Origin of the sequence: Vulgatibacter sp., assembly GCF_041687135.1 — a bacterium.
Taxonomy (GTDB): Bacteria; Myxococcota; Myxococcia; order Myxococcales; family Vulgatibacteraceae; genus JAWLCN01.
In genome coordinates, this window is sequence record NZ_JAWLCN010000001.1 from 87,688 (window position 1) to 113,173 (window position 25,486).

Here is a 25,486-nt window from a genome sequence, read left to right on the forward strand (position 1 = left end):
CGAGCGACGGGATTTAACGAGATGCTTCTGAACAAGCGCTTTCTCGGCGTGGCCCTCGCCGCGCCGCTGGCCCTCTCCGCTTGTGGCGGGGATGGCGGTACCTTCGACCTCAACCTGCTCCACATGGATTGCACGGACGAAGTCGACTTCATTCCGCGCTCCTCCATGCTGACGATCCGGGTCACCGGCGACGGCATGAAGGCGGTCGAGGAGACGGTCTCCGCCAGTGCGCGCAGCGCGGAGATCCCGGAGGTTCCCTTCGGCTCCAACCGCGTGGTGACGGTGGAGGCCAAGGCCAACGGCAAGCTGGTGGCCTACGGCAAGTCGCAGCCCTTCGAGCTCACCGAGTCGGAGAAGGCCGAGGTCACCGTGATGGTGCAGGCGGTGAACCGGTTCGCCGGCGCCGCCGACGTCTCCAACGCCTGCGTCGAGATGACCAGCCAGCGCGCCGGCCACACCGCCGTGGCGATGGGCGACGGCAAGGTCCTCCTCGTCGGTGGCTTCAAGAAGCTCGAGGGCAGCGGCCTCGGCAGCGACTTCGTCGCCACTGCCGAGATCTACGACGCCTCGATCGGCACCTTCGTGCCGACGAAGGCGCCCTGCGACGGCAGCACCTGCTTCGACGTGGGCCACGGCCAGGGCGTCCGCCTCAAAGACGGCCGCATCCTCCTCGCCGGCGGTGAAGCGCTCCGCGGGGAGACCGTGGCGCCGGTGAAGACGGCGATGATCTACGAGCCGGGCGCCGACAAGTGGACCGCGCTGGAAATGGGCACCGCCCGCCGGGGCCACACCGTGCACGCCTTCAAGGGCGGCAAGGTCCTGGTGATCGGCGGCGTCGACGCCGAGGGCAACATCCTCGACTCCACCGAGATCTTCGACCCGGCGACCAACACCTTCGCCCCCGGGCCGGTGATGAACGGGGTGAACGAGACCCTGGGCGCTGGTCGCGCCTACCACGCCGCCGCCATGATCAACGACTCCACCGTGATGGTGGCAGGTGGTGTCCACGTGGGCGGCACCCTGGCCCGCAAGACCGTCTACTTCAAGGAGGCGACCACCGGCGGGTTCACCTACGTGCCGGGTGCGAATGCCGACGTCTTCGCGGTCAACCCGGTGCTCCAGGCTGGCGCGGGGATCGTCAAGGGCGGCATGGTGCTCGTGGGCGGCGCTACGGAGTACGACCCGGTCGGCAAGCGGATTCAAGGCGCCACCAACGCTGCACAGTGGATGTCGGCCTCGAAGCGGACCACGCCGGACGACGACGTGATCGAGACCAAGGCGACCCGTTCGGCTCCCTGCGTCGCTTCGATCGACGACAACCGGATCCTCGCGATCGGTGGCCTCAGCGGCCAGGGCGTCGCCCTCGACGCAGCCGAGGTCATCGCCTGGAACGACGAGAAGAAGATGATCGAGCGCAGCCCCGTCGGCGACTCCGAGCTCAACAGCAGGATGAGCGCGAACCGGGCCTTCGGCAGCTGCACCAACCTCGGCGACGGCCGCATCCTGGTCACCGGCGGCGTCGCCTCCGGTGCGAACGCGACCTCCACCGCAGAGATCTACACCATCCGCAAGCTCTAGCCTTCGAGCGGACCGGACCTACAACAGCCGCACGAAATGCGGTTTCGATGCGGCTCCGCCCTGCGCGGAGCCGCGTCGTTCCTACAGCCGCGGGCCTCGCAAGCCCGCCCAGGGTACGATGGACGCAATCGGATTCGTGATCGCGGCGATCCTCGGGGCCGCCGCCCTCTTCGCCTTCCTCTCCCGCAACAAGCTCGCCGAGGAGCTTTCGCAGGTCCGCCAGGGCCTCGAGAGCGCCAGGGCCGAGGCAGCCTCCGCCCGCAAGGAAGCGGAGCGCCGCGCCGAGGACAAGAAGGGCCGCGGCGAGGAACTGGCATCCGCCCGGACCAGGCTCAACGACGCCAAGCGCCGGCTCCACGAGAGCCAGGAGGCGGAGAAGCGCGCCAAGGAGCTCGCCCACGCCCGCGCCGAGGAGATGCAGCTGCTCGAGCGGCAGATCGCGATGATGCGCGAGGAGCAGGTCGGCATGACCGACGAGCTCCGCCGCATCCGCGAGGAGGCCGAGAAGCCCCGTGGCCGCCGCCGCGAGGAGGCGACCGAGGGGACGATGCCGGTGGCCGCGCCTGCGCCGGTGGTGGTGGCGCCCCCCGTGCCGGTGCCGGTGGACGAGCGGCTCGAGCAGATGGGCCGCGAGTTGGAGAGCCACAAGGAGCAGGCCCGCGACGCGGAGCGCCGCCGCGCCAACGCGGAGCGGCAGGCCAACGAGGCCCGCAAGCAGGCGGAGGAGGCCCGCGAGGAGGTGAAGCGGGCCCGCGGCCGCGCCGAGGCGAACAACCGCGTCTACCTCGTCACCAAGGGCGAGGCGGAGCTCTGGAAGGCGAAGTACGGCACGCTCGAGCAGCGCTGGAACGAGCTTTGGCGCGAGCTCGAGGGGATCGGCTGGAAGGGCCGGACCAGCAAGGACCTCAACGCCCCCCTCCAGGGTGGTGGTGCAGGGCGCAGGGGCGGTGTTCGTGGCGAGCGCGGCGGCCGTGGTGGCCGCGGCGCCGAGGCCGCAGCCCCCGGCGCGACCGAGGCGGCACCTGCCAGCGCCGCAGCGGAGATCGCCCCGGCGGTGGCTCCCGCCGCCGAGGTGACGCCTGCAGCAGAGCCGGCGCCGGTGGCGGTCGCCCCGGAGGCGGCCCCCGCACCGGAGGCCGTGCCCGCAGCGCCTGCGGAGAGCGAGCAGCGGCAGCAGCTGCCGGCTGCCGGCGAGCCCAACGAGGGCGCAGCCGAGCCGGTGGCGGCAGCTTCCGACAAGCAGGACTGATCCGCGCTCTTTGCCTCGCGAGAACGGCCGCTTCCCTGCCGGGGAGGCGGCCGTTTTCCGTTGGTGCTGCTGGCCAGGCGACGTGCCGGCTCCCCAGGGGGCGAGGGCCGCCCATGCAGGAGCCCCCGGCGATTGCCACCTTCGATTTCGTGATCGACCGAATCCGCCAGCGGCTCCGCCACGTCTCCCCGCGCAGTTGGCGCAACCTCCTTGCGCTCCTCGCCCCCTTCGCCCTCGGGCTCTCCGTCGTCCTCCTCTACGATGCGGGCGACGAGATCACCGCCGAGCGGATCCAGCGGGAGGTCCTCGCCCTGGGCGGCATCGGCCTCGTCGCCTTCCTGGCTGCAGCAGCGGTGCGGCCCCTCTTCGTGGTGATCTCCGGTTCCCTCTTCGCGGTGGCTGCCGGCATGGTCTGGGGGCCGTATTGGGGAACGGCGCTGGCGCTCTTCGGCGCGCTCCTCTCCACGGCGATCGTCTTCGGCCTCGCCAGGGTCTTCGGCAGCGGTGCCGTCCGCGACCTGGCCGGCGACAAATTCGACAAGCTCGCAGGCGCGGCGCAGGTGCGCGGCTTCGCCTTCGTCTTCGTCGCCACCCTGGGCTTCGTCTTTCCCACCGATCTCGTGATCGCCGTCGCGGCGAGCACCGGCGTGCGCAGCCGCACCGTGCTCGCAGCCACGGCGGCGGGAACCTTCCCCGGCACCGTCGCGATGGTGGTCCTCGGTGCCAACGTGGCCGAGCCCTCCGCCGCGCCGTGGTGGATCGGCGGCGGGGCGGTGGTGGGTCTCACCGTGTTGGCCCTCGTGCTCGCGAAGATCTGGTTCCCGCGGCTCTCGGCCCCCAGGCCGAGCGAGGCCCGGGGCTACTCGCGCGCGTAGCGCTGCGGCCGCCGGCGGCGTAGATTGCGCGCCACCATGGAAGTCGATCCGCGCAAGCGCATTGCGCTCTTCCTCCACAGCGGGGACTACGACCGGCTGCACCAGGCCTGCTCGATCGCGGCTGCAGCCACCGCCTCGGGCCGCGACGTGCAGCTCTTCTTCTTCTGGTGGGCCCTCGACCAGCTCCTCCGCGGCGGCCTGGACGAGCCCGCCTTCCGCGAGGGGCTGGCTCCCCCCGAGACCCTCGAGGCGGCGGAGGATGCCTTCGAGAGCGGCTATCCCACCGCAGGGGCGCTGCTCGGAGTGGCCCGGGAAACGGGGAAGTGCACCGTCTACGCCTGCTCCGCCTCCGCCGGGTTGCTCGGCCGCAGGCCCGACGAGATCGCCGACAAGGTCGATCAGGTGGTGGGGTGGACGGCGATCCTCTCCCTCACCGCAGGTGTCACCGATCGCTTCTATCTGTAGCGCGCCTGCCCGAAGCTGAATCGCGACCGGCTTCTTGCGTCCGTTCCTCTGCGTGATAGGACTCCGCGGATTGGTCGAAACCGGCCCGTCCAGGCGGTTTTCTGGAGGAAAAACAGCATGCGCAAGAGCCTCGCGATTCTCGTCCTCGCCCTCGCGGCTTTCGGTTGCTCCAAGAAGGAGGAGAAGCCGGAAGGCGCGAAGGAGGCCCCTGCAGCCGGCGCCCCCGCAGCAGGCCAGCAGCAGCAGCAGCAGGGCCAGGCAGCGGAGGAGAAGCAGGAGCCCTCCGAGAAGGAGATGCGGATCGAGCGCGTCACCAAGGCGCTGGGCGACGCGGGCCTCGGGCCGAAGGGCGACGAGACGCTCCCCACCCGGCTCGGCAACCGGCCGGAGTGCAGCCCCACCGAGCGCCGCCGCTACAACCTCGAGGGCGAGGAGATGTACGTCATCGTCGGGACCTACGCCGACGAGGCTGCGGCCACCGCCTGCATGGACGCCTACCAGAAGTTCCTCGGCGGCATGTGGGAGCAGTTCAAGGCCGACTTCTACCGGGACGGCCGCTTCGTCATCGAGCTCAACCCGAAGATGCCCGCGGAGCAGAAGGAGAAGGCCCGCAAGGCGGTCGCCGGCTCCCTCGGCTGATCGCCTGGGCCCATCGCCCGCCGGACTGCGATCGTGGTCCGGCGGGTTGATACACGGTATGGGGATGTCGCCTCACCCTTCTCCACTGGGGGTGAGGAGGGCTTTCTGTTAGAGTGCATCCAAACGAAAAAGCCACGGGGGCGGGGCTTTTTCGCGTCGATTCTCCTTTGCCTCTGGGGGCGTGGCGGTGGGCCACTATCGAATCATCCGCAGGCTCGCGACAGGCGGCATGGCCGAGGTCTACCTCGGCAAGCTCGTCGGCGCCGGCGGCTTCGAAAAGCCCGTGGCGATCAAGCGGATGCTGCCCTCGCTGGCGGCAGACCCCGCGAGCGCCGCAGCGTTCCTCGCGGAAGCCCGCCTCTGCGTCCACCTCGTCCATCCGAACGTGGTGCAGGTCCTCGATCTCGGCACCACCGCCGGCGCTCCCTACCTGGTGATGGAGCTGGTCGACGGCGAGGACCTCCGCAAGATCCTCAACGTCGCCTCGCAGGCCGGTGCGCCCCTGCAGCCGCCCGAGGTGATCCACGTGGTCGCCTGCGTGGCGGAGGCGCTCGCCTACGCCGACGAGACCGCGGGCCCCAACGGCCAGCCGCTCCACGTGGTCCACCGCGACGTCAACCCGTCCAACGTGATGATCTCCATGGCCGGCGAGGTGAAGCTCGCCGACTTCGGCGTTGCGAAGGCCGCGGACGGCAGGCAGTCGACCCAGGGCAACCTGCTCAAGGGCAAGCTCGGCTACCTCGCGCCGGAGCTGCTCAGCGGCGCGCCGGCGCAGCACGCCAGCGACATCTTCCTCACCGGCGTCCTGCTCTTCGAGCTCCTCGCCGGCAGGCCGCTCTTCGCCACCGGCAGCAACGCGGGCCGCACGCTCGCGATGATCGCCGCCCACGACGAGAACCAGCTCGACCTTCCCGCAGGCGCGCCGGAGGAGCTCCTTCCGATCCTGCGCCGGGCCCTCGCCCGCGATCCGGCGATGCGCTACCGGCACGCGAGCCACTTCGCCAGCGACCTCCGCACCATCCTCGAGGATCGGCGCTGGCGCGTGGGCCGCGAGCAGCTCGCCGCCCGCATGGCGAGCCTCTTTCCCGGCAGGGCGAAGCTCGACCAGGATCTCTCCGGCGGTGTGCCGCTGCAGGACGACCGCAGCACCCAGCAGCCACCGCCGCCTCCGCCGCAGCAGCGGCCCCGAGCAGAGGACTTCGGCGTTGCCCCGCGCAGCCAGCGGCGGCGCCTCGGCGAGATGCTGGTCGAGGCGGGGCTGATCACCGGGGTGCAGCTCCAGACCCTGCTCGCCAGGCAGCGGCAGGAGGGTGGCAAGCTCGGCGAGTGGGCGGTGAGCCTCGAATACGCGCCGGCCCGTGCGGTGCTGCAGGTCCTCGCCAAGCAGCTGGGCGTGCCCTTCATCACCGACGAGAAGCTGCTCGAGGCGCGGCCCTCCGCGGAGATGATCGCCAACTTCCCCCAGGAGATCGCCCTGCGCCTGCTGGCGCTGCCGGTCTCGGAGCGGGACGGCACCGCCTTCGTGGCGATGACCGATCCGGCGAACCTCGAGAAGCTGGACATGATCCGCTTCCGGCTCGGCATGAAGGTCCGGCCGATCGTCTGCACCGAATTCGGCCTGCGCCGCGCCATCGCCCGGGTCTTCGGCGGCAGGGGCGACGAGCTCAAGTGGCGGCAGCTCGACGCCAGCGATCCGCTCTCGCTCCTCTCGACCCGGGTGATCGACTTCGAGGCGATCCAGCGCCGGACCGACGCCGAGACGATGATCGCGCGGGTGCCGACGATGCCGCCGGCCGCCCCCGCAGCCGGCACGACGACGCTGCCGGGGATGATCACGCCGGCGCCCGGCGCCGTGCCTGCCGGCACCCCCGTGACCCCCGGTGGCGCGGTGATGCCGCAGGGCGCCGTCACCGCACCGCCGGGCTACCTGCTCGCCTACGTGCCCACCGGCATCGGCCCCGACGGCCAGCCGATCTACGTGGCGGTGCCGGTGCCGCAGCCGGTGCCCGGCGCGGCGACGCCGCAGGCGGTCGTGCCGGGGATGATGCCGGTGGCGCCTGCAGCGCAGCCGGCAGCGCAGCCGGCAGCGCCTGCGCCGCGCAACGATCTGCGCGCCAACGCGAGCCGCGAGATCGACTTCGGCGACGAGGACTTCGGCGAGGAGCTGGAGCTCGACGACTCGAAGCGCTGAACTCAGCGCACCTGCTGCATCAGCTCGAGGAAGGCGGGGGCCTGGACGAAGCCGGTCACCCGCGGCTTCTCGAGGACCTTGCCGTCGGAGCCGATGAAGACGATCGTCGGCAGCCCCTGCACGGCGTAGCGCTCGTAGAGCTCCAGGATCGCAGCGTCCTCTACGGTTCCGTCGATCTTCAGTGAGACGAAGCGCTCGGCCTCCGCCGCGACCTTCGCGTCGGTGTAGGTGTACTTGTCGAGCTCTTTGCAGGCGGCGCACCAGTCCGCGTAGAAGTCGATCATCACCGGTTTGCCCTCCGCCTGCGCCCGGGCCAGCGCCGCGTCGTGATCGCTCACCCAGGCGACGAGCTCGCCTGCATGGGCAGGCGCCGCGAGCCGGAGGAAGAGGCCGAGCACGGCGAGCCCGATCCCCGCCGCCTTCAGGCCCCGCTCCGCTGCGCCGCCGTGCCAGGAGCGGTGCACCGCGCCGAGGAGCACGCCGGCGGCGACGCCGGCAGGGGCGAGGACGAGGGCCCAGCTGCCCGCGGCGACGCTGCCCAGCGCCGGCCACGCCGTCTTCAGGTAGAGGAGCGCCATCGCCACCAGGGCGATGCCGAAGACGCTCTTCACCCCGTCCATCCAGGGGCCGCTCCTGGGCAGGGAGAGCGAGAAGGCGCCGATGAGGAAGAAGGGCAGGCCCACGCCCAGCGCGTAGACGAAGAGGAGGAGCACCCCGAAGAGCGGCTCACCGGCGGACGCCACGAAGGTGAGGAGCGAGGCGAGCACGGGCCCGGTGCACGGCGCCGCCACCAGGCCTGCGACCAGGCCCATGGCCAGCGCCCCGCCGGCGCCAGCGCCGCCCACCTGGTTGAGCCGCCGGGCGAGCGACTGGGGCAGGGCGATCTCGAAGGCGCCGAACATCGAGCTCGCCATGACCAGGAAGAAGAGGGCGAGGCCCGCCAGGACCCAGCGGTTGGCGAGGACCGTGCCAAAGGCCTGCCCCGAGGAGGCGGCGGCGAAGCCCAGGGCCGAGAACATCAGCGCCATGCCGAGGACGTAGGTGGTGGTGAGGCCGAGGGACTTCCAGCGGCTCTTCGCCTCCCTGGCGCCGATCACCCCCATGGTGATGGGGATGAGCGGGTAGACGCAGGGGGTCAGGCTGGTGAGGACGCCCCCCATCCAAGCCATGCCGAGGGCACCAACGCCTGCCCCTGCAGCGAGGTCCAGCTCGCCCCCCGTGCCGGAGACGAGTCCCTGCCCGAGCAGATCGGGCAGGAAGTAGACCGCCGCCGCCGCCGCAACGGCGCCGAGCAGAAGAATCGAGGTAGGCCGCATGTTGGCTCTTCATCTTGACAAGGTGACGTTACGGAACGTATCTAACTGCCAATTCGGCGCACCGGGGTAAGCCCGGGGAGCCAACGGGCATTCCCTTGACGATGCGGGCGCATCGTCTTTATAAGGCCGCAAAATCGACAAGGTCGCTCCACTTTCGGAATGCCGGTCGATATCCATGTCGCAAGACACGGAGACGAGCCGAAACGGTTCCAGCGAGCACCAGACGGGGCAGGTATGAAGAAGCCGATCTACATGGACTACCACGCCACGACGCCGCTCGACCCGCGCGTGCTCGAGGCGATGATGCCCTACCTGACCGAGCACTTCGGCAACGCCGCGTCCCGCTCCCACCCCTTCGGCTGGGCAGCCGAGGCCGCGGTGGAGAAGGCTCGGGACCAGGTGGCGGCGCTGATCGGCGGCACCGGCAAGGAGATCGTCTGGACCTCCGGCGCCACCGAGTCGATCAACCTGGCGATCAAGGGCATCGCCGACTTCTACAAGGACAAGGGCAACCACATCGTCACGTGCAAGACCGAGCACAAGGCGGTGCTGGATACCTGCAAGCGGCTCGAGCGCCAGGGCTACGAGGTGACCTACCTCGACCCGGACGCCACCGGCCGCGTCTCCGCCGAGCAGGTCGCGGAGGCGATCACCGACAAGACGATCCTCGTGGCGCTGATGCTCGCCAACAACGAGATCGGCACCATCCATCCGATCGAGGAGATCGGCCGGGTCACCCGGGCGAAGGGCGTCTTCTTCCACGTCGACGCGGTGCAGGGCGCAGGCCGGATCCCCTTCGACGTGAACGAGTGCAACGTCGACCTCTGCTCGATCTCGGGCCACAAGGTCTACGGCCCCAAGGGCGTGGGCGCCCTCTGGGTGCGCCGCCGTCCCCGCGTCCGCCTCACCGCGATCATCGACGGCGGCGGCCACGAGCGCGGCATGCGCTCCGGCACCTTGAACGTGCCGGGCATCGTCGGCTTCGGCGCCGCTGCCGAGATCGCGATGGCCGAGCGCGACACCGAGGCGGCGAAGATGCGCCAGCTCCGCGACAAGCTGGAGCAGTCGATCACCTCGCGCCTCGACATGGTCTACCTCAACGGCCACCGCGAGCACCGGCTCCCCAACAACCTCAACCTCTCCTTCGCCTACGTGGAGGGCGAGGGCCTGATGATGGCGCTGCGCGACGTGGCGGTCTCCTCCGGCTCTGCCTGCACCTCCGCCTCCCTCGAGCCCTCGCACGTGCTGCGCGCGTGCGGCGTCGAGGAGGAGCTGGCGCACACCTCGATCCGCTTCGGCCTCGGCCGCTTCACCACCGAGGAGGAGGTCGACTACGTTGCCGAGCTCGTGGTGGCGAAGGTGAGCAAGCTTCGCGAGATGTCGCCGCTCTACGAGATGGCGAAGGAAGGCATCGACCTCAAGTCCATCGCCTGGACGGCGCACTAGTTCAAGGAAGGGTGACACATGGCCTACAGCGACAAGGTCATCGACCACTACGAAAACCCCCGCAACGTCGGGACCCTCGACAAGGAAGATCCGAACGTCGGCACCGGCCTCGTCGGTGCACCCGCCTGCGGCGACGTGATGCGCCTGCAGCTCCGGATCAGCGACGCCGGCGTGATCGAGGACGCAAAGTTCAAGACCTTCGGTTGCGGCTCCGCGATCGCCTCCTCCTCGCTCGTCACCGAGTGGGTGAAGGGCAAGAGCGTCGACGAGGCGATGACGATCAAGAACTCGGACATCGCCGAGGAGCTCTCGCTCCCGCCCGTGAAGATCCACTGCTCGGTCCTCGCCGAGGACGCGATCAAGGCGGCGATCACCGACTACAAGAACAAGAAGAAGGCCTGAAGATGGAAAACCAGGACACCGGCAAGCTCGTAGGGCTCGGCGCGAAGAGCACCGAGTCGCGGCCCGAGGGCCAGGCGACCACGCCGGCTCCTGGGTTGACCGGCCTCGGCAGCAAGGGCGCTGCCGGTGGGCTCACGGGCCTCGGCGCCAGGAGCGCCGGCGGCCTCGGCGCCTCGGGCGCGGGCAGCAGCCTCACCGGCCTCGGTTCGTCGGGCGCAGCTGGTGGCCTCACCGGCCTCGGTGGTGCGGCCAAGCCCGCGGCGCCGGCTGCTGCCCCTGCGGCGGCGCCGCGCAAGGCGGGCATCCGGATCGCCGAGAGCGCCGCGGAGCGGATCCGCAAGATCCTGACCGACCGCGGCACCCCCGACGCCGGCCTCCGCATCCGCATCCGTGGCGGCGGCTGCACCGGCCTGCAGTACGACATGGAGTTCGCCGACGAGGCGAAGGAGAAGGACCGCGTCTTCTCCGAGCACGGCGTGAAGATCTTCGTCGATCCGAAGAGCTACATCTTCCTGATCGGCACCGAGCTCACCTACCAGCAGGGCCTGCTCGAGTCGGGCTTCAAGCTCGAGAACCCGAACGTGAAGAAGGCCTGCGGCTGCGGCGAGTCCTTCACGATCTGATCGTGCCGCCGGGCGGTGTCGCCCACGGCAGACGTTCGCAAGGGAGCCGGCGCACCGGGTGCTTGATCGCACCGGGTCACGCCGGCTTCGCTGTAAGCAGCGGTCGCGTCCGGCGTCTCCCGGGAGGCGCTGCGCCGCATGAGGGAAACGGTGGCGGATCATTTCGAGACCCTCGGCCTGGCGCCGGGCTTCCGTATCGACGAGAAGGCGCTCGAGGAGCGCTTCCGCGAGCTGTCGCGGCTGCTCCACCCCGACCGCCACGCTGCAGGCGGCCCCACGGCGCGGCGCCTCGCCCTCGAGAAGACCATTGCCCTGAACGACGCCTGGCGTGTGCTCAAGGATCCGTCGCGGCGCGCCGCCTACCTGCTCCAGCTGCGCGGCATCGACCTCGGTGAGGGCGGCGCCCAGGGCGCGGGGAAGTACCTGCCGCCGGGCTTCCTCCTCGAGGTGATGGAGCAGCGGGAGGCCTTCGACGAGGCCCGCGCCGCGAAGAAGATCGCCGAGGTGGAGGCCCTCGCCGCGAAGGTGCGGCGGGATCGGGCAGCGGCCCTCGAGGCCCTCGGGAACGCATTCGACCGAAACGACGACGAGGAAGCAGCGCGGCAGCTCTCGGTGCTGCGCTACTACGACCGCTTCCTCGGTGAGGTGAGGGCCTGGGAGGACGAGGCCTTCGAGGAGAACCATGGCTGAGTCCGGCCTTCTGCAGATCCGCGATCCCCTTCGGCCCTACGGGAAGCCGGTTGGGATCGATCTCGGCACCACCCACTCGCTCGTCGCCTTCGTCGACGGGGCGGGGCAGCCCCGCGCGGTGCCCGTCTCGCCGGACGGCGAGGTGCTCTGTCCGTCGGTGGTGCACTACCTCGAGGACGGCTCCACCATGGTGGGCCGGGAGGCCCGCGAGAAGGCGGCCACCCATCCCCACGAGACCATCGCCTCGGTGAAGCGCTTCATGGGCAAGGGCCCGGACGACGCGGAAACGAAGCGCCTCGGCCACTACCGCTTCGCGGGGGCGCCCGGCGACGCCATCGTGCGCTTCGACGTGGGCGCGAAGGTCGTCTCGCCGGTGGAGGTCTCCGCGGAGATCCTCAAGCACCTGCGCCGCAAGGCGGAGGCAGCCCTCGACGAGAAGGTGGGCGGCGCGGTGATCACCGTCCCCGCCTATTTCGACGATGCGCAGCGGCAGGCCACCAAGGACGCAGGCCGGCTCGCGGGCCTCGAGGTGCTGCGGCTCCTCAACGAGCCCACCGCTGCGGCGGTGGCCTACGGCCTCGACCGCAGGGCGCAGGGCACCTTCGCCGTCTACGACCTCGGCGGCGGCACCTTCGACGTCTCCATCCTGCGGCTGGTGGAGGGCGTCTTCGAGGTGAAGAGCACCGCCGGCGACTCGGCCCTGGGCGGCGACGATTTCGATCGCGCGCTGGCAGGCGTGCTCCTCGAGCAGATCTCCTCGGCGCTCGGCCGCGATCTGCGCGCCGATCCGCACGCGGTGCAGGCGGCGCTCTACGCCGCCCGCGCGGCGAAGCACGAGCTCTCCGCGAAGGAGCGCACCGTGGCGCTGCTGCAGCTTCCCGAGCGCACCGTCGAGGTGGAGGTGACGCGGGCGCAGTTCGAGGCGCTGATCGCGGGGCTCGTGCAGCGCACCGCGGTGGCCTGCCGCCGCGCCCTGCGCGACGCGGAGCTCGAGCCCACGAACATCGACGGCGTGGTGCTGGTGGGCGGCTCCACGAGGCTCCCCCTGGTGCGCCGCTTCGTCTCCGAGATCTTCGGCGGGAAGCAGCCGCTCGCCGACATCGATCCCGACCAGGTGGTGGCGCTGGGCGCAGCGATCCAGGCGGAGAACCTCGCCGGCAAGCCCCGCGAGGACATGCTCCTCCTCGACGTGATCCCGCTCTCGCTGGGCGTGGAGACGATGGGGGGCGTCGTGGAGAAGATCATCCACCGCAACTCGACCATCCCCACCTCCGCGGCGCAGATCTTCACCACCTACGCCGACGGCCAGAACGCCATGGACATCCACGTGCTCCAGGGCGAGCGCGAGCTGGTGCAGGATTGCCGCTCGCTGGCGCGCTTCCGGCTCTCGGGGATCCCGCCGATGCCGGCGAACCTGGGGCGCGTGCAGGTCACCTTCGCCGTCGACGCCGACGGCATCTTGAGCGTCAGCGCCAAGGAGCTCACGACCGGGGTCGAGCAGTCGATCACGGTGAAGCCCTCCCACGGCCTCACCGACGAGCAGGTCGAGGACATGCTCATCGCCTCCCTCGAGAACGCCGAGGAGGACGTGGCGGTGCGCCTCGCCACCGAAGCGAAGGTCGAGGCGCAGCGCGTGCTCAACGATCTGCACAAGGCGATGGCGGGTGACGCCGCGCTGCTGCAGCCGGGCGAGCGCGAGAAGATCGCCGAGGCGGAGGGCAAGCTCGCCGCAGCGGTGCAGACCAACGATCACGACAGGATCAACCTGGCGATCAGCGACCTCGACCACGCGTCGGCGGAGTTCGCCAGGCGCCGGATGGAGCGAGCGATCCAGGGTGCGCTGCAGGGCCACTCGGTCGAGGAGTTCGGGGAGTAGGCCATGCCGAAAGTCACGTTCGTCAATTGGGATGTCTCGGTGGAGGTGCAGCCGGGCACCACCATCCTCGAGGCAGCGGAGAAGGTGGAGGAGCGCGGGGTCAAGGTGGGCCACTCCTGCGGCGGCGTCTGCGCCTGCTCCACCTGCCACGTCTACGTGCGCGAGGGGCTGCCCACGGTGGAGGAGCCGAGCGAGCGCGAGGAGGACATCCTCGACAAGGCCTTCGACGTGCGGCCACAGTCGCGCCTCGGCTGCCAGGTCGAGGTGGGCAACAAGGACCTCGTGGTCGAGGTGAGCCAGGAGTCGGTGAAGGCCTGGTACGACGAGAATCCCGCGGCGCGCCACGAGGCAGAGGCCCGTGGTGAGGACCTGCGCAAGTAGGAGCCTGAAGATGCAGTGGACCGACGTGCGCGACATCGCCATCGAGCTCGCCGAGCGGCATCCGGACGTGAAGCCGCTCACGGTGCGCTTCACCGATCTGCACCGCTGGATCACCGAGCTGCCGGGCTTCGACGACGATCCGCAGAAGAGCAACGAGAAGCTGCTCGAGGCGATCCAGATGGCCTGGCTCGACGAGGTCGAGGACTAGCCGCTTGGCAGGCTGGGACCACGCGGAGCTCGACGAGCTCGAAGCGATCCGGGACGAGGACGACGCCTGGCCCGCGGCGTTCGGGCCGCGGCTCGTCCTCGTCTGCCGCTGCCATTGCGTCGAGGAGCGCGAGATCGAGGCCCTCGCGGCGCAAGGGTGCGACGTGGCGGAGATCGCCCGGCGCACCGGCGCCACCACCGGCTGCGGGAGCTGCCTGCTGCAGGTGGAGGAAATCGTCCGCTGCACGAGGCGGGTTGGATAGAGGGTGCCCGGCGAAAGGGCATCTTCCTGCTTGACGAGACCGGGCGGTCGCACGTACAAGACCGCCCCACATGCCGCCTACGCCCAGGTGGTGGAATTGGTAGACACGCTAGATTCAGGGTCTAGTGGGGGCAACTCCGTGGAGGTTCGAGTCCTCTCCTGGGCACCATAGCAAGGCATCAGAAGGGCCGGTTCACAGCGATGTGGATCGGCCCTTCGACTTTTCCGGCATGCCTTCACGCAGCCGGCAGCAGGAGCCGGAAACGGGCGCCGCCGCCAGGCGCCTCGAGCGCCTCGAGGCTGCCGCCGTGCTCCTCGGCGATGCGGCGGGCGATGGCGAGCCCGAGGCCCGTGCCCGCGTCCTTGGTGGTGAACCAGGGCTCGAAGATCCGCTCGCGATCCGAAGCCGGCAGCCCGGGGCCCCGGTCGTCCACGTCGAAGGCGACGCCGCCCTCCTGCAGGTGGGCGTGGAGCCGCACGAGGCCCCTGCCGCCCATCGCCTGCTCGCCGTTCTGCACCAGGTTGAGCAGCACCTGGAGGATCTGGTCGCGGTCCGCGCGCACCTGCGGCAAGGCCTCGTCGACCGTGGCGCGGAGCTCGATCCCAGCAGGCGCCGTGGCGTAGAGGGCGAGGAGCGGCGCCACCAGCTGCCGCGGCTCGATCACCTCGAGCTGCGGCGGCGGCAGCCGCGCGAATCGAGAGAATTCGTCGACGATCTTCTTGAGCCGGCCCACCTCCTCGAGCACCGCGCCCGAGGACTCCTCGAAGATCTCGTCGAGGAGCGGACTCCTCGCCCGGTGTGCGTCCCGCAGGGTCTCCACCGACATCGCGATCGGCGTGAGCGGGTTCTTGATTTCGTGGGCGAGGCGCCGGGCCACCTCCTGCCACGCTGCGATCCGCTCGGCCACCGCGGCGCGCTCGCGCTCCCGGAGGAGGTCCGCGGTCATCCGGTTGAACGCCTCCACCAGCGCCCCCACCTCGCCGCCTGCGCGCACGTCGACGCGGTGGGAGAGGTCGCCGCGGGCCACGGTGGCGGCGCCCGCTGCGAGGGCTTCCACCGGGCGCACGATGCGCCTGGCGAGGAAGGCGCCGAGGAGCGTGGCCAGCGCCACCGAGGCGAGGAGGAAGAGGGCGAGCACGCCGACGATCCGCGCCTGCGCCACCGCCAGCGAGTGGGCGCCTGCGTGGACCTGCAGCTGCACGCCGGTGTCGCCGGGCAGGGCGAGGGGGCGGGCCTTCGCGCTCGGCGCCGGGAGGAGCCCGAGGAGCGCTGCGCCGGGGAGGTCGTTGTCCGGCGCCGGGGACCTGGTGAGGACGTCGCCCCTGCCGTCGAGCAGCTCGACCGTGCTGCCGGCGGTGGCGCCGAGGCGGCGGACGAAGACCGGCCCCAGCAGCGTGCCGGCGACGACGTGGAGCCGGATGTTGCCCCAGGTGAAGGGGCGCGCCGCCACCAGCGCCAGCGAGCTGCGGATCCTGCCGCCGTCGCGGATCTCGACGAAGCGGGCCACCGGCGTGGAGGGCTGGATGCGCGAGAGGGCGAGGGAGGCGAGGTCGGGATCGCCGACACGGGCGGGCAGGTGGCCCGAGGAGAGGATCCGCCCCTCGTCGTCGAGGAGGGCGAGGACCTCGAGGCCGCCTGCCTCCATCATCTCGCCGGCGACGGAGACGAGCGCGGCGGGATCGCCGCCGTCGATGGGCTCGATCGCCACGGTGCGGAGGAGCTCGCTGCCTGCCACCGCGTCTAGGGCGCGCACCACCGCTGCCCCGGTGGCCTTCTGCTCGGTCTCCACCACCCGCACCGCTGCGGCGAGGCGGCGATCGAGCTCGACCTCGAACGCGCCGGTCACCTCGCGGAGGACGAGGGGCGCCACCGCCAGCAGCGGCAGCGTCGCCACCAGCGCGAAGGCGAGGGCGAGACGGGTGGCGAGCGTCAAGGAGCGTCCTCCGGTTCCGGCAGGAGCCAGCTCTCCGCGAGGTCGGGGCCGCCGCGCTGGATGCGCGTGCCGCTTGCGGGGAGCACGCGCTCGGTGCCGGCGTAGAGCGGGAGGATCCCCCGCACGCCGGCGAGGGCCGAGGCGGTGGCGCGGGCCGCTTCGTCCTTGCCACTGCCGGCTTTGCCCACCTGCGCGAGGAGCCGGCGCGCGTCGCCGCCGCGGCCTGCGGCGTGGAGCAGCGAGGCAGCGGCGAGGCCGGGATCGGCGGGAAGGGGGAGCTGCACCAGCGCCAGCTGGAAGGTGCCGGCCGCAGCTCGCTCGCGCACCTCGCCGAGGGGATCGAGCTGCACCCGCACCCCGCGATCGTGGAGCCGGAGCTGGATCCGCTCCGCCACCTGCCGGTGGCCCTCCACCGCCGGATCGTAGAGCAGGGCCACCGGGCCGGGCGGCGTCTTCGTCCCTTGCGCAGCGGCGGGCGCCGGCGCGTGGTGGGGCGAAGGCAGCAGCCGGTCGAAGGGCGCCGCAGCCCCGGGGACGAACCAGCGCACGAGATCGGTGCGATCGACGGCGCCGGCGACGTCCATGCCGAGCGAGGGGTGGACGAAGATCCAGGTGGCGAGCGGCGCGCCTTCGCCGCGCACCGGGCCGAGCTCCGCCCTGCCGGCGCCGACCAGGCGGCCTGCTGCGCGGCGATCGGGCTGCGGCTGCAGGTGCACGGCGTCGATGAAGGGACGGCCGTCCACGTGGCCGGCGAAGGCCTCGAGGCGGTGCGGCGCTGCCAGGCGGAAGGGCCCCGCGCCGAGCGGCGCGTCGGTGGTGAAGTTGGCCGGGACCACCGAGGCCGCCACCTCCGCCAGCGCCTCCGGCCAGCGGGGGTAGGGGAAGGCGAGGTGCACCTCGACCTCGTGCTCCGAGCGCGGGGTGATCCGCTCCACCGCCAGCACCAGCGCCGCCCACGGCCCGCCGTCGAGGCGGCGCAGCGAGGCGGCGAGATCGGTGGCGCGGATCGGCCTGCCGTCGTGGAAGCGCAGGCCCTCGCGCAGCAGCAGGTGGAAGCGCCTGCCGCCGTCGTTGCTCCGCGGCACCTCGGCGAGGAGCACCGGGGCGAGGGCGCCGTCCGCCGTGCGGCGCAGCAGGGGCTGGTGGAGGAGCGATGCGACGAAGAGCTCCGCCACCGTGTCGGCCCCTGCCGGATCGGGATCGATCCGCTGCTGGGGCAGCGCTGCCGTTACGGTGCCGCCGTAGCGGGGGCGCACGCCGGCCCCTGCGGCGGTGGCGAGGAGGAGGAGCGTCGCTGCAAGGGGGAGGCGGCGGATCATCGCGTCACCCGCCGCAGGAGGTGAAGCGTGCCGTCGGCGGCGCCGAAGACCACCACCTCGCCCGCGCCGAGATCGCCCGCGGCGGCGGTGAGGAGCGGCACGTCGCGCGGCGCCGCTTCCACGGGGCGTCCGCCGCCAGGTGGGATCACCCGCACCACGTCCGGACCGGCGGCGGTGCGGGCGCTCGCCACCAGCTCCGGCGTTCCGTCGCCGTCGAGATCGGCGAGGGCGGCTGCGTCGCCGATGCCGCGTATCGGCGCGTGCGGCGTGAGCTCGGCGTCGAGGGGGACGAAGGTGCCGTCCACGTCGATCACGCCGAAGGGCGTCGCCCCGGCGTGCGGTGCGGCGAGCGCGGCGACGAAGGGGTTCTCGAGCGTGCCGGCCAGCGGCGCTGCGGGGGAAGCGGGGCGCGCACGCAGGAGCATCGGGCCGAAGAGGTTGCCGCCCGGCGCCTGCAGCGCGGCGAGTACGCCGGCCTCCCCTGCGGCGAGGGGGATCACGTCGGCAGGTGCCGCTTCCTCGTGGATCAACCTGCCGCGCTCGAGGCGCAGAACCGCGGCGCTTCCGCGCAGCGGCAGCGCGTAGCGGACGCGGTCGCCGGCGACCACGACGCCGGCGCGGGGATCACGCGAGGCGACGCCCGTGCCCTCCAGTACGAGCCGCGTCACCTCCGCACCGGCGGCGTCGAAGAGCACGAGCTCGTCCCGGGTGATCGCCGCCACGTGGGGCACGCCGCCGAGGTGGCCCACCGCCAGCGCCAGCGGCGCTGTCGGAAGCGTGGCGAAGCGGGCCCACTCCACCTCGAGGGGGCCGGTGGCGAGCCTTCCGGCGAGGAGGCGCGCCGCTGCGTCCGCAGGTGCCTCGGCGAGCAGCGCGCCACCAGCCGAGAGCGCGGCGCCGGTGAAGAAATTGGAGCGAACCGGCCGCACCTCGCCTGCTGCCACCAGCGCGCCACCGGCGATCTCGAGCCGGAGTGTGACGAGGGCGTCGGCGCCCGCTGCCAGCGCTTCTACTGCGGAGCGGGCGGCCAGCGGCGGGGCGAAGCCCGCCTTCCGCAGCGCAGCGGCGAGGGCGAGCTCCGCAGCGGAGCCGAGCCGCCGCACCCGCGCGTCCACCCCGAGGGCGAGTCGGGTGGTGGCTGGCGGGAAAAGCGCCGCCACCCGGGTGGCGACCGACGTGGCGACCGCGTCGAGCGCAGCGACGTCCCGCACCTCGCTGGCCGCACCACCGGCGGCTGCGGCGCCGACGGGGGCGCCGAGGAGCAGGCAGAGCAGCGCAGGCGCGAGCCGCGTCAAGGGACGAGGCCTTCCGATCCCCCGAGGAAGAGCTCCATCGGCACGTCGCCCGGCGCCATGCCCGGCGCCACCGCCTGCTCGGTGGGGGCGGTGCCGGCGACGAAGGCGGTGGTCACCGCCGCCTCGTCGGTGGCGCCCTCCGCTGCGAGGAGCCCGGTGGCGCGATCGATGAGCACCTGCTCCACGCCCTCGGGAACGGGGAAGTCGCGGGGCGGCAGGCCCTGGTGCGCCGCCTTCATCAGGTCGATCCAGGCGGGCAGGGCGGTGCGCCCGCCGGTCTCGCCGCGGCCCAGCGGCCGGTGATCGTCGTAGCCCACCCACGAGACCGCAGCGAGATCCGCGGTGAAGCCGGCGAACCAGGCGTCGCGGCCGTCGCTGGTGGTGCCGGTCTTGCCGGCGGTGGGCCTGCCCAGCACCGCGGCCGCCTTGCCGGTGCCCTCGGTGACCACCGCCTGGAGCAGCTCGCCGAGCACGTAGGCGAGGGCGGGGGAGATCGCCGGGCGCAGCTGCGGCCGCGCCTCCTCGAGCACCTCGCCGTTGCGATCGACCACCTTCTCCACCAGCACCGGCTCGCCGGCGAGCCCGCCGGAGGCGATGGTGGCGTAGGCGTTGGCCAGCTCCATCGGCGTCACCTCACCGGTACCGAGGGCGAGGGTGAGGTTCTCCGGCAGCGAGCCGGCGATCCCCGACCGCCGCGCGAACTCGACCACCGGATCGACGCCCAGCTCGGAGATGAGCCGGACCGCCACCGTATTCTTCGACTTCGCCAAGGCGCTGCGCAGGGTCATCGTGCCGTCGAAGGCATCGCGATCGTAGTTGCGGGGCTTCCATTCCTTCCCGGTCCACGGATCGCGGAAGGTCTCCGGCGCGTCGACCACCAGGCTCGCGGCGGTCCACCTGCCGCTCTCCAGCGCAGCGCCGAAGACGAAGGGCTTGAAGGCGGAGCCCGGCTGCCGCTTCGCCTGCATCGCGCGATCGAAGGAGCTGCGGCCGAAATCGAAGCCGCCAGCGAGGGCGCGGACCCGCCGCGTCTTCGGATCGATCGCCACCAGCGCGCCGTCCGCCTCGGGCTCCTGGGCGAGCTGCAGGCCGATCTTCGTCCCCTCGACCTTCGTGATCTCGGTGAGGACGACGTCGCCCTTCTTCAGCGCGTCGACCGGCTTCTTGCCGGTCCAGCGCAGGCCCGACGCGGGAAGTTCCACGGTGCGCTTGCCGAACCAGAGCGTCGCGCCGGCGGCGGTGACCTTCTCCACCGCGCCGGCAACGAGCACACCCGCCTTCGGGACCACCGCGCTCGCGTCGCGCACGTCGACGAGCATGTCGGCGGAGACCCGCTCGGCGCGCTTCGCCGCGCGGGTGCGGCGCTCCTCGTCCAGCTGCACCTTCGCCCCACGCCAGCCCTGCCGCCTGTCGTAGGCGACGAGCCCGGTGCGCAGCGCCGCATCCGCGGCGCGCTGCACCTCGACGTCCATGCCCACGTGTACCTGCAGCCCGCCGGTGAGCACCGCCTCGTTGCCGTAGCGATCGACCAGGTAGCGGCGGACTTCCTCGACGTAGTAGGGCCCCGGCGCGTCGGGCGGACGGGCGGCGACGCGGATCGGCCGGTCGATCTCGGCGTCGAACTCCTTCTGGCTGATCCAGCCGTTCTCGAGCATGCGCCCGAGGACGTAGCGCTGCCGCTGCTTCGCGCGCTCGGGGTGGCTGATCGGCGAGAGCCGCGCCGGCGACTGGGGCAGCCCCGCGAGCATCGCCGCCTCGCCGAGGGTGACGTCCTTCACGCCCTTGCCGAAGTACCAGCGCGCCGCCTCCTCCACGCCGTAGCGGCCGTGGCCGAAGTAGATCTGGTTCAGGTAGAGGTAGAGGATCTCGTCCTTGGTGAGGTTCTCCTCGATCCGCCTGGCGAGGATCACCTCCTTGAGTTTGCGCTCGTAGGTGCGCTCGGGCGTGAGCAGGAAGGTCTTCACCACCTGCTGCGTGATCGTGGAGGCCCCCTGCTTCGTCTGGCCGGAGAGCAGGTTCTTCACGAAGGCCCGGGCGATGCCTGCGTAGTCGAGCCCCTCGTGCTGGTAGAATTCGGCGTCCTCCGCAGCGAGGATCGCGCGCTTGAGCACCTCGGGGATCTCGGCAGGCGGCACCACCGTCCGCCTCTCGTCCTGGAAGGTGGCGACCAGGCGCCCGTCGGACGCGAAGACGCGGGTCGCCTCCTTGGGCTCGTAGTCCACGAGCTTGTCGAAGCGCGGCAGGTCGCGGGACATCCAGAGGAGGACGCCGCCGGCGAAGACGCCGCCGGTGAGGGCCAGCACCAGGCAGAGGAGCAGGAGCTTGCCGAGGAGGCTGCCGCGCTTCTTCTTCGTGGTGCGTGCGCGGCTGCCGGTTCGCTGTGCGGTGCGGTTGCGAGACATCGATAGGGCCCATCCTACGCCGGAAGGCATTGTTCCCACCAACAGCGGCGGGGCGCCGCTCCCTCCCCGGGCGCCCGCCGGGGCGGCGTAGAGAAGCACCACGCCGCCCGCGGCGCAACGCCGCTACTCCTCGAGCGGCGCCTCCCGCTCCAACACGAAGTACTGCGCGTCGGCGATGGCGCTGAGCCGCTGGAAGTTCACCTGCGCCTTCACGTAGCGGGGCGCGAGGGTGACGGCCATCCGGTACTCGGCGAGGGCCTCGGTGGTGTAGCCGAGCTTTTCGTAGGCGATGCCGAGGTTGTTGTGCATGTAGGCCACGTCGGGGCGGAGCAGGGTGGCGGCGGTCAGCGCCTCCATCGCCTCCTTCCACTGGCCCACGCGCAGGTGCGAGAGTCCCTTGCCGTTGAAGGCGTGGGCGTGGCCGGGATCGAGCTCCACCGCGCTCTCGAAGGCGGCGATCGCCGCGCCGAATTGCTCCGCCCGGAAGAAGAGGCGGCCCTTGAGGTGGTAGGCCTCGGCGCTCTCCGCATCGCGCAGCAGCGCGCGGTTCGCCAGGGCGAGGGCCTCCTCGTCGTCCGCTGCGTCGAGGGCGAGGCGGGCGCCGCGGAGGAGCGGGGTCGCGTCGTCGGGCGCGAGGGCGGCCCAGAGCGAGGCGGCCTGCCTGCCGAGGGTGCGCTCGCCTGCGGCTGCGGCGTGGTGGGCGATCGCCGCAGCGGCGTCGGAGGAGGTGGGGTCGTGGTCGAGCGCCTTGCGGAAGGCAGCGAGCGCCGGCTTCTTCTCCCCCGCAGCGGCGAGCGTGCGCCCCTCCGCCAGGTGCGCTTCCGCGTCGAGCGTGCAGGCCTCGTGGGCGAGGCCGAGGGCGATCGCCTCCGGCGCAGGCGCAGGTGAAGGGGCTGTCGGCGGCGGAACCACCTGCGGCCGCAGCGGCGCGTCGACGACCACCGGCTGCGGTGTGGGCTGCTGTGCGCCGGTGGGGGCGGGCTGGCTCTCGCTGCAGCCGACGAGCGCCGCTGCGAGGAGCGAGGCGGTGAGGCGAGCGGTACGGTTCATCGCGATCCTCCCGCGGCCACTTCGTGTGGGCCGCTGCAGGGGGGGATTGCGACCGCCGTGCCAGCACCGGGAAATGCCCTGCTTGCAGCGTTTCGGCGGGCCGGCGGGCGATCGCCGTGGCCCCTCGGACGCGCCGTGCGGCAGGAGGGCCACGTGTGGCCCTCCGTTACGCCTCGCCGCCACCCCGCTTCACGCCGAGAGCCTTGAGCTTCTTGTAGAGATGGCCGCGGTCCATGCCGAGCGCCCGCGACGCTTCCGTCGGGCTGTCGCCGTGCACGGCGAGAGCGCCGAGCAGGATCTCCCGCTCCGCCTCCTCCACCAGCTCGTTGAAGCTCGCGCCCTCGCGGTAGCCGCCGCTCTTCGCCTTCCGCGCGCCGGGTAGCGCCATCGCCACGTCCGCCGCGCCGAGCACCGGCCCGTCGGAGAGGATCACGAGCCGCTCCACCAGGTTGCGGAGCTCGCGCACGTTCCCCGGGTAGTCGTGGAGCTGCAGCGCCGCCATCGCCTCGGGCGACGCCTCCATCTGCCGCCGGCCGTTGCGCTCGCACGCCTCGCGCACGAAGGACGCCACGAGCGCCGGGATGTCCTCCTTGCGCTCGCGCAGCGGCGGCGCGTGGATCGGCACCACGTTGAGCCGGTAGTAGAGATCCTCGCGAAAGCGCCCCTCCTCGATCTCCTTCGGCAGATCCTTGTTGGTCGCCGCGATCACGCGGACGTCGGCGGTGAGCGTGCTGGTGCCGCCCACCCGCTCGAATTCGCCCTCCTGCAGCACCCGCAGCAGCTTCGCCTGCATGGCGGCGGGCATGTCGCCCACCTCGTCGAGAAAGAGCGTGCCCTTGTCGGCGAGCTCGAACTTTCCCTTCCGCGCCGCATGGGCGCCGGTGAACGCGCCGCGCTCGTGCCCGAAGAGCTCGCTCTCGATCAGCTCCGCCGGTACCGCTGCACAGTTGAGCTTCACGAAGGGCCCGTCCTTGCGGCGGCTGTTCTCGTGGATCGCGCGGGCGATCAGCTCCTTGCCGGTGCCGTTCTCGCCGGTGATCAGCACCCGCCCCTCGGAAGGCGCCGCGCGGCGGAGCCTGTCGAAGAGCGCGCTCATCTGCCTGCCGCCGCCCACCATGTCGAAGGTGCCGCGCGCGGCCCGCAGCTCGTCGAGCTCGTCCGCCATCGCCTTGTGGCGGAGCGCGTTCTCCACAGCGACGAGGAGCCGTTCCTTTGCCACGGGTTTCTCGAGGAAATCCAATGCGCCCAGGCGAACGGCCTGGACCGCCACGTCGATGGTCCCGTGGCCGGACATCATGACGATCGGGATCCCTTTGCGTGTTTTTCGGATCTGTTGGAGAATTTGCAGACCGTCCTCGTCGGGGAGCTTGACGTCGAGGAGGACCACGTCAATCGGCCTGGCGAGCAGGCGCTCCAGGGCCTCTTTTCCGCTGGACGCCGTCTCCGTGGCGTGTCCGGCGAGCCGGAGCGCCTGGCCGAAGGTCAAGAGGATATTTCGCTCGTCGTCGACGACGAGCACGGTAGCGGCCATCAAAATCTCCTAACGCAAAGTAATTCTAACCGATTTTCGACAGCGATTACCCGTTGACAGCGCGCGTAGCACCTAGCTAGAAGGCGCGTACCTATCGGAGGACCCACCGATGAACTCTCGGATTCTGCTCGCTCTTGGCGCCGTCGGCATGCTCGGCCTGCTCACTGGTTGCCCCCCCAGCTACCCCAACTGCAACGACAACGACGACTGCGTGGTCGACGGCCAGCAGGCCGGCATGTGCGTGAACGGCACCTGCCAGGAGTGCGGCACCGATTCCGACTGCAAGGCCGGCTTCGAGTGTGACGACAGCACGCCCGGTGCCAACCGCTGCGTGCCCATCGCGGGTTACTGCACCTCGAAGGCCGACTGCCCCGAGGATCAGGCCTGTGTGAACAACCGTTGCAGCTCGTGCCAGAGCGACGCGCAGTGCGGCACCGGCTTCGAGTGCGTCGGCGGCGCTTGCCGTTCGCTCGCCTGCCAGAGCGACGAGGACTGCACCGGCGGCCGCGCCTGCATCGACGGCTTCTGCCGGACCCCCGAGGTCGTGCGCTGCGAGCCTGCCGGCCCGGTGCGCTTCCCCTTCAACGAGTCGACCCTGACCTCGGAGGCGCAGAGCAACCTCCAGGCGCTCGCCGACTGCCTGCAGTCGAACCAGTACGCCGGCGCCAGCGTCGTCGTCGAGGGCCACGCGGACGAGCGCGGCACCGACGAGTACAACATGCTCCTCAGCCAGCGCCGCGCCGACGCGGTGAAGCGCTACCTCACCAGCCTCGGCGTCGGGGCGGACCGCCTCCGCACCACCGGCTTCGGCGAGGAGCGGCCGCTCGTCGACGAGTCGAGCGAGAGCGCGTGGGAGCAGAACCGCCGCGCCGAATTCGAAGTCACCCGCTGATTGAGGCATAGTCGGCGTGATGAACCACAAGTTCCACGTCGTGCTCGCGGCCGTCGCCCTCCAGGCGACGGCCGCCTGCTACCCCTACTGGACCGGAAGTGCTCTCGAAGAGCGCGTCGTCGCCCTCGAGAACGCCACCGCCGAGAACCGCGCCCAGCTCGACGAGACCCGTCGCCAGCTCGCCGCGCAGCTCGAGAAGCTCCAGGCAACCCTCGACGACCTGACCAAGAGCTCGACCCGCACCACCGCATCGGTGGCGGCGGCGACCGACGATCTCCTGCGCCAGGTCCAGATGCTCCGCGGCGACCTCGCCACCCAGCAATTCCGCGACGAGGAATTCGCCAAGCGCTTCGAAGCCCTCGAGCAGCGCATCGCCGCCCTCGGCGGGGAAGAGGCGCTGCAGAAGTTCGAGGCGAAGCGGGGGCTGGCGGCGATCCAGCGCCCGGCGGACAAGCAGAAGTTCTTCGATCTGGCGAAGGGCTATCACGATCGCGGCGAGTACACCTTCTCGCGGCAGCTCTTCGCCGAGTTCATCGAGAAGTGGCGCTTCGACGAGCTCTCGCCCCGGGCGCAGCTGCTCATCGGCGATTCGCATTTCGCCGAGAAGCAGTACCGGGAGGCGATCCTCGCCTACCAGAAGATCCGGGAGACCTGGCCGACCAGCCGCTACGTCCCGGACGCGCTCTACAAGCTCGGCCTCTCCTTCCTCCAGCTCGGCCTCCGCAACGAGGCGAAGCAATTCCTCGAGGAAGCCGCCAAATTCCCTGCGCAGGATGCAGGCAAGCAGGCGCGCGAGAAGCTGAAGCAGCTGCAGGGCGGCGGCAAGAAGCGGTAGCGCCGGCGCTGGCGGGGACGCGGGCGAT

The 25,486-nt window shown here is 71.4% G+C and carries 23 protein-coding genes and 1 tRNA gene; 17 read left to right on the top strand and 7 right to left on the bottom strand.

The features are described 5' to 3' along the window. Positions 1–21: 21 nt before the first annotated feature. The 6 genes from ACESMR_RS00435 (at position 22) to ACESMR_RS00460 (ending at position 6,997) form a co-directional block, all read left to right on the top strand. The gene (locus ACESMR_RS00435; RefSeq protein WP_373044101.1) at positions 22–1,578 is read left to right on the top strand and encodes a Kelch repeat-containing protein; all 1,557 of its coding nucleotides are present in this window, start codon (positions 22–24) and stop codon (positions 1,576–1,578) included. Between the two features lie 118 nt (positions 1,579–1,696). Beyond that, the gene (locus tag ACESMR_RS00440) at positions 1,697–2,827 is read left to right on the top strand and encodes a hypothetical protein (protein WP_373044103.1); all 1,131 of its coding nucleotides are present in this window, start codon (positions 1,697–1,699) and stop codon (positions 2,825–2,827) included. 113 nt (positions 2,828–2,940) lie between these two features. Further along, entirely contained in the window at positions 2,941–3,702 is a 762-nt protein-coding gene (locus tag ACESMR_RS00445; protein ID WP_373044104.1) for a TVP38/TMEM64 family protein, read from the top strand. Positions 3,703–3,738: 36 nt separating this feature from the next. Beyond that, positions 3,739–4,167 carry a hypothetical protein gene (locus tag ACESMR_RS00450; protein ID WP_373044105.1) on the top strand — a complete coding sequence of 143 codons (429 nt, stop codon included), beginning with the start codon at positions 3,739–3,741 and terminating at the stop codon, positions 4,165–4,167. A 117-nt stretch (positions 4,168–4,284) separates the two neighbouring features. Further along, positions 4,285–4,806, top strand: coding sequence for a hypothetical protein (locus ACESMR_RS00455; protein ID WP_373044107.1), 522 nt, complete (start codon positions 4,285–4,287; stop codon positions 4,804–4,806). 187 nt (positions 4,807–4,993) lie between these two features. Next, on the top strand, positions 4,994–6,997 hold the full coding sequence (locus ACESMR_RS00460) for a protein kinase domain-containing protein (RefSeq protein ID WP_373044108.1): 2,004 nt from the start codon (positions 4,994–4,996) through the stop codon (positions 6,995–6,997). 2 nt (positions 6,998–6,999) lie between these two features. Here the strand turns inward: ACESMR_RS00460 and ACESMR_RS00465 are convergent, their stop codons facing one another. Then, on the bottom strand, positions 7,000–8,313 hold the full coding sequence (locus tag ACESMR_RS00465; protein WP_373044110.1) for a protein-disulfide reductase DsbD family protein: 1,314 nt from the start codon (positions 8,311–8,313) through the stop codon (positions 7,000–7,002). A gap of 234 nt (positions 8,314–8,547) precedes the next feature. Here ACESMR_RS00465 and ACESMR_RS00470 point away from each other — a divergent pair, with 234 nt between their 5' ends. From ACESMR_RS00470 to ACESMR_RS00510, 9 genes are all read left to right on the top strand, one after another. Then, positions 8,548–9,759 (top strand): IscS subfamily cysteine desulfurase, encoded by a 1,212-nt coding sequence (locus ACESMR_RS00470; protein WP_373044111.1) that lies wholly within the window; start codon positions 8,548–8,550, stop codon positions 9,757–9,759. An 18-nt stretch (positions 9,760–9,777) separates the two neighbouring features. Continuing rightward, positions 9,778–10,161, top strand: a complete 384-nt coding sequence (gene iscU, locus ACESMR_RS00475; RefSeq protein ID WP_373044113.1) for a Fe-S cluster assembly scaffold IscU — start codon at positions 9,778–9,780, stop codon at positions 10,159–10,161. Between the two features lie 2 nt (positions 10,162–10,163). After that, positions 10,164–10,784 carry a HesB/IscA family protein gene (locus ACESMR_RS00480; RefSeq protein WP_373044114.1) on the top strand — a complete coding sequence of 207 codons (621 nt, stop codon included), beginning with the start codon at positions 10,164–10,166 and terminating at the stop codon, positions 10,782–10,784. Between the two features lie 138 nt (positions 10,785–10,922). Then, the gene (hscB, locus tag ACESMR_RS00485) at positions 10,923–11,474 is read left to right on the top strand and encodes a Fe-S protein assembly co-chaperone HscB (protein ID WP_373044116.1); all 552 of its coding nucleotides are present in this window, start codon (positions 10,923–10,925) and stop codon (positions 11,472–11,474) included. Next, positions 11,467–13,350, top strand: a complete 1,884-nt coding sequence (hscA, locus tag ACESMR_RS00490; protein WP_373044117.1) for a Fe-S protein assembly chaperone HscA — start codon at positions 11,467–11,469, stop codon at positions 13,348–13,350. Before hscB ends, hscA begins: the two co-directional genes overlap by 8 nt. 3 nt (positions 13,351–13,353) lie before the next feature. Continuing rightward, on the top strand, positions 13,354–13,731 hold the full coding sequence (locus tag ACESMR_RS00495; RefSeq protein ID WP_373044119.1) for a 2Fe-2S iron-sulfur cluster-binding protein: 378 nt from the start codon (positions 13,354–13,356) through the stop codon (positions 13,729–13,731). A gap of 4 nt (positions 13,732–13,735) precedes the next feature. After that, entirely contained in the window at positions 13,736–13,939 is a 204-nt protein-coding gene (iscX, locus tag ACESMR_RS00500) for a Fe-S cluster assembly protein IscX (RefSeq protein ID WP_373045201.1), read from the top strand. Positions 13,940–13,943: 4 nt separating this feature from the next. After that, positions 13,944–14,201: a bacterioferritin-associated ferredoxin gene (locus tag ACESMR_RS00505; protein WP_373044120.1), complete on the top strand. Its 258-nt coding sequence runs from the start codon at positions 13,944–13,946 to the stop codon at positions 14,199–14,201. Between the two features lie 81 nt (positions 14,202–14,282). Further along, positions 14,283–14,369: transfer RNA gene (locus tag ACESMR_RS00510), tRNA-Leu, on the top strand. 67 nt (positions 14,370–14,436) lie between these two features. Here the strand turns inward: ACESMR_RS00510 and ACESMR_RS00515 are convergent. From ACESMR_RS00515 to ACESMR_RS00540, 6 genes are all read right to left on the bottom strand, one after another. Continuing rightward, positions 14,437–16,134, bottom strand: a complete 1,698-nt coding sequence (locus ACESMR_RS00515) for a sensor histidine kinase (RefSeq protein WP_373044121.1) — start codon at positions 16,132–16,134, stop codon at positions 14,437–14,439. Next, entirely contained in the window at positions 16,131–17,453 is a 1,323-nt protein-coding gene (locus ACESMR_RS00520; RefSeq protein ID WP_373044123.1) for an ABC transporter substrate-binding protein, read from the bottom strand. The genes ACESMR_RS00515 and ACESMR_RS00520 overlap by 4 nt, the downstream gene beginning before the upstream one ends. Continuing rightward, entirely contained in the window at positions 17,450–18,748 is a 1,299-nt protein-coding gene (locus tag ACESMR_RS00525; protein ID WP_373044124.1) for a hypothetical protein, read from the bottom strand. The genes ACESMR_RS00520 and ACESMR_RS00525 overlap by 4 nt, the downstream gene beginning before the upstream one ends. Then, positions 18,745–21,150 (bottom strand): penicillin-binding protein 1A, encoded by a 2,406-nt coding sequence (locus tag ACESMR_RS00530; protein ID WP_373044126.1) that lies wholly within the window; start codon positions 21,148–21,150, stop codon positions 18,745–18,747. The genes ACESMR_RS00525 and ACESMR_RS00530 overlap by 4 nt, the downstream gene beginning before the upstream one ends. Positions 21,151–21,273: 123 nt before the next feature. After that, on the bottom strand, positions 21,274–22,200 hold the full coding sequence (locus ACESMR_RS00535) for a tetratricopeptide repeat protein (RefSeq protein WP_373044128.1): 927 nt from the start codon (positions 22,198–22,200) through the stop codon (positions 21,274–21,276). Between the two features lie 166 nt (positions 22,201–22,366). Continuing rightward, positions 22,367–23,731, bottom strand: coding sequence for a sigma-54-dependent transcriptional regulator (locus ACESMR_RS00540; protein WP_373044129.1), 1,365 nt, complete (start codon positions 23,729–23,731; stop codon positions 22,367–22,369). 109 nt (positions 23,732–23,840) lie between these two features. Here ACESMR_RS00540 and ACESMR_RS00545 point away from each other — a divergent pair, with 109 nt between their 5' ends. Next, complete coding sequence (locus ACESMR_RS00545) at positions 23,841–24,623, top strand: OmpA family protein (protein ID WP_373044130.1); 783 nt, start codon at positions 23,841–23,843, stop codon at positions 24,621–24,623. A gap of 19 nt (positions 24,624–24,642) precedes the next feature. Then, complete coding sequence (locus tag ACESMR_RS00550) at positions 24,643–25,458, top strand: tetratricopeptide repeat protein (RefSeq protein ID WP_373044132.1); 816 nt, start codon at positions 24,643–24,645, stop codon at positions 25,456–25,458. The last annotated feature ends 28 nt before the right edge of the window (positions 25,459–25,486 follow it).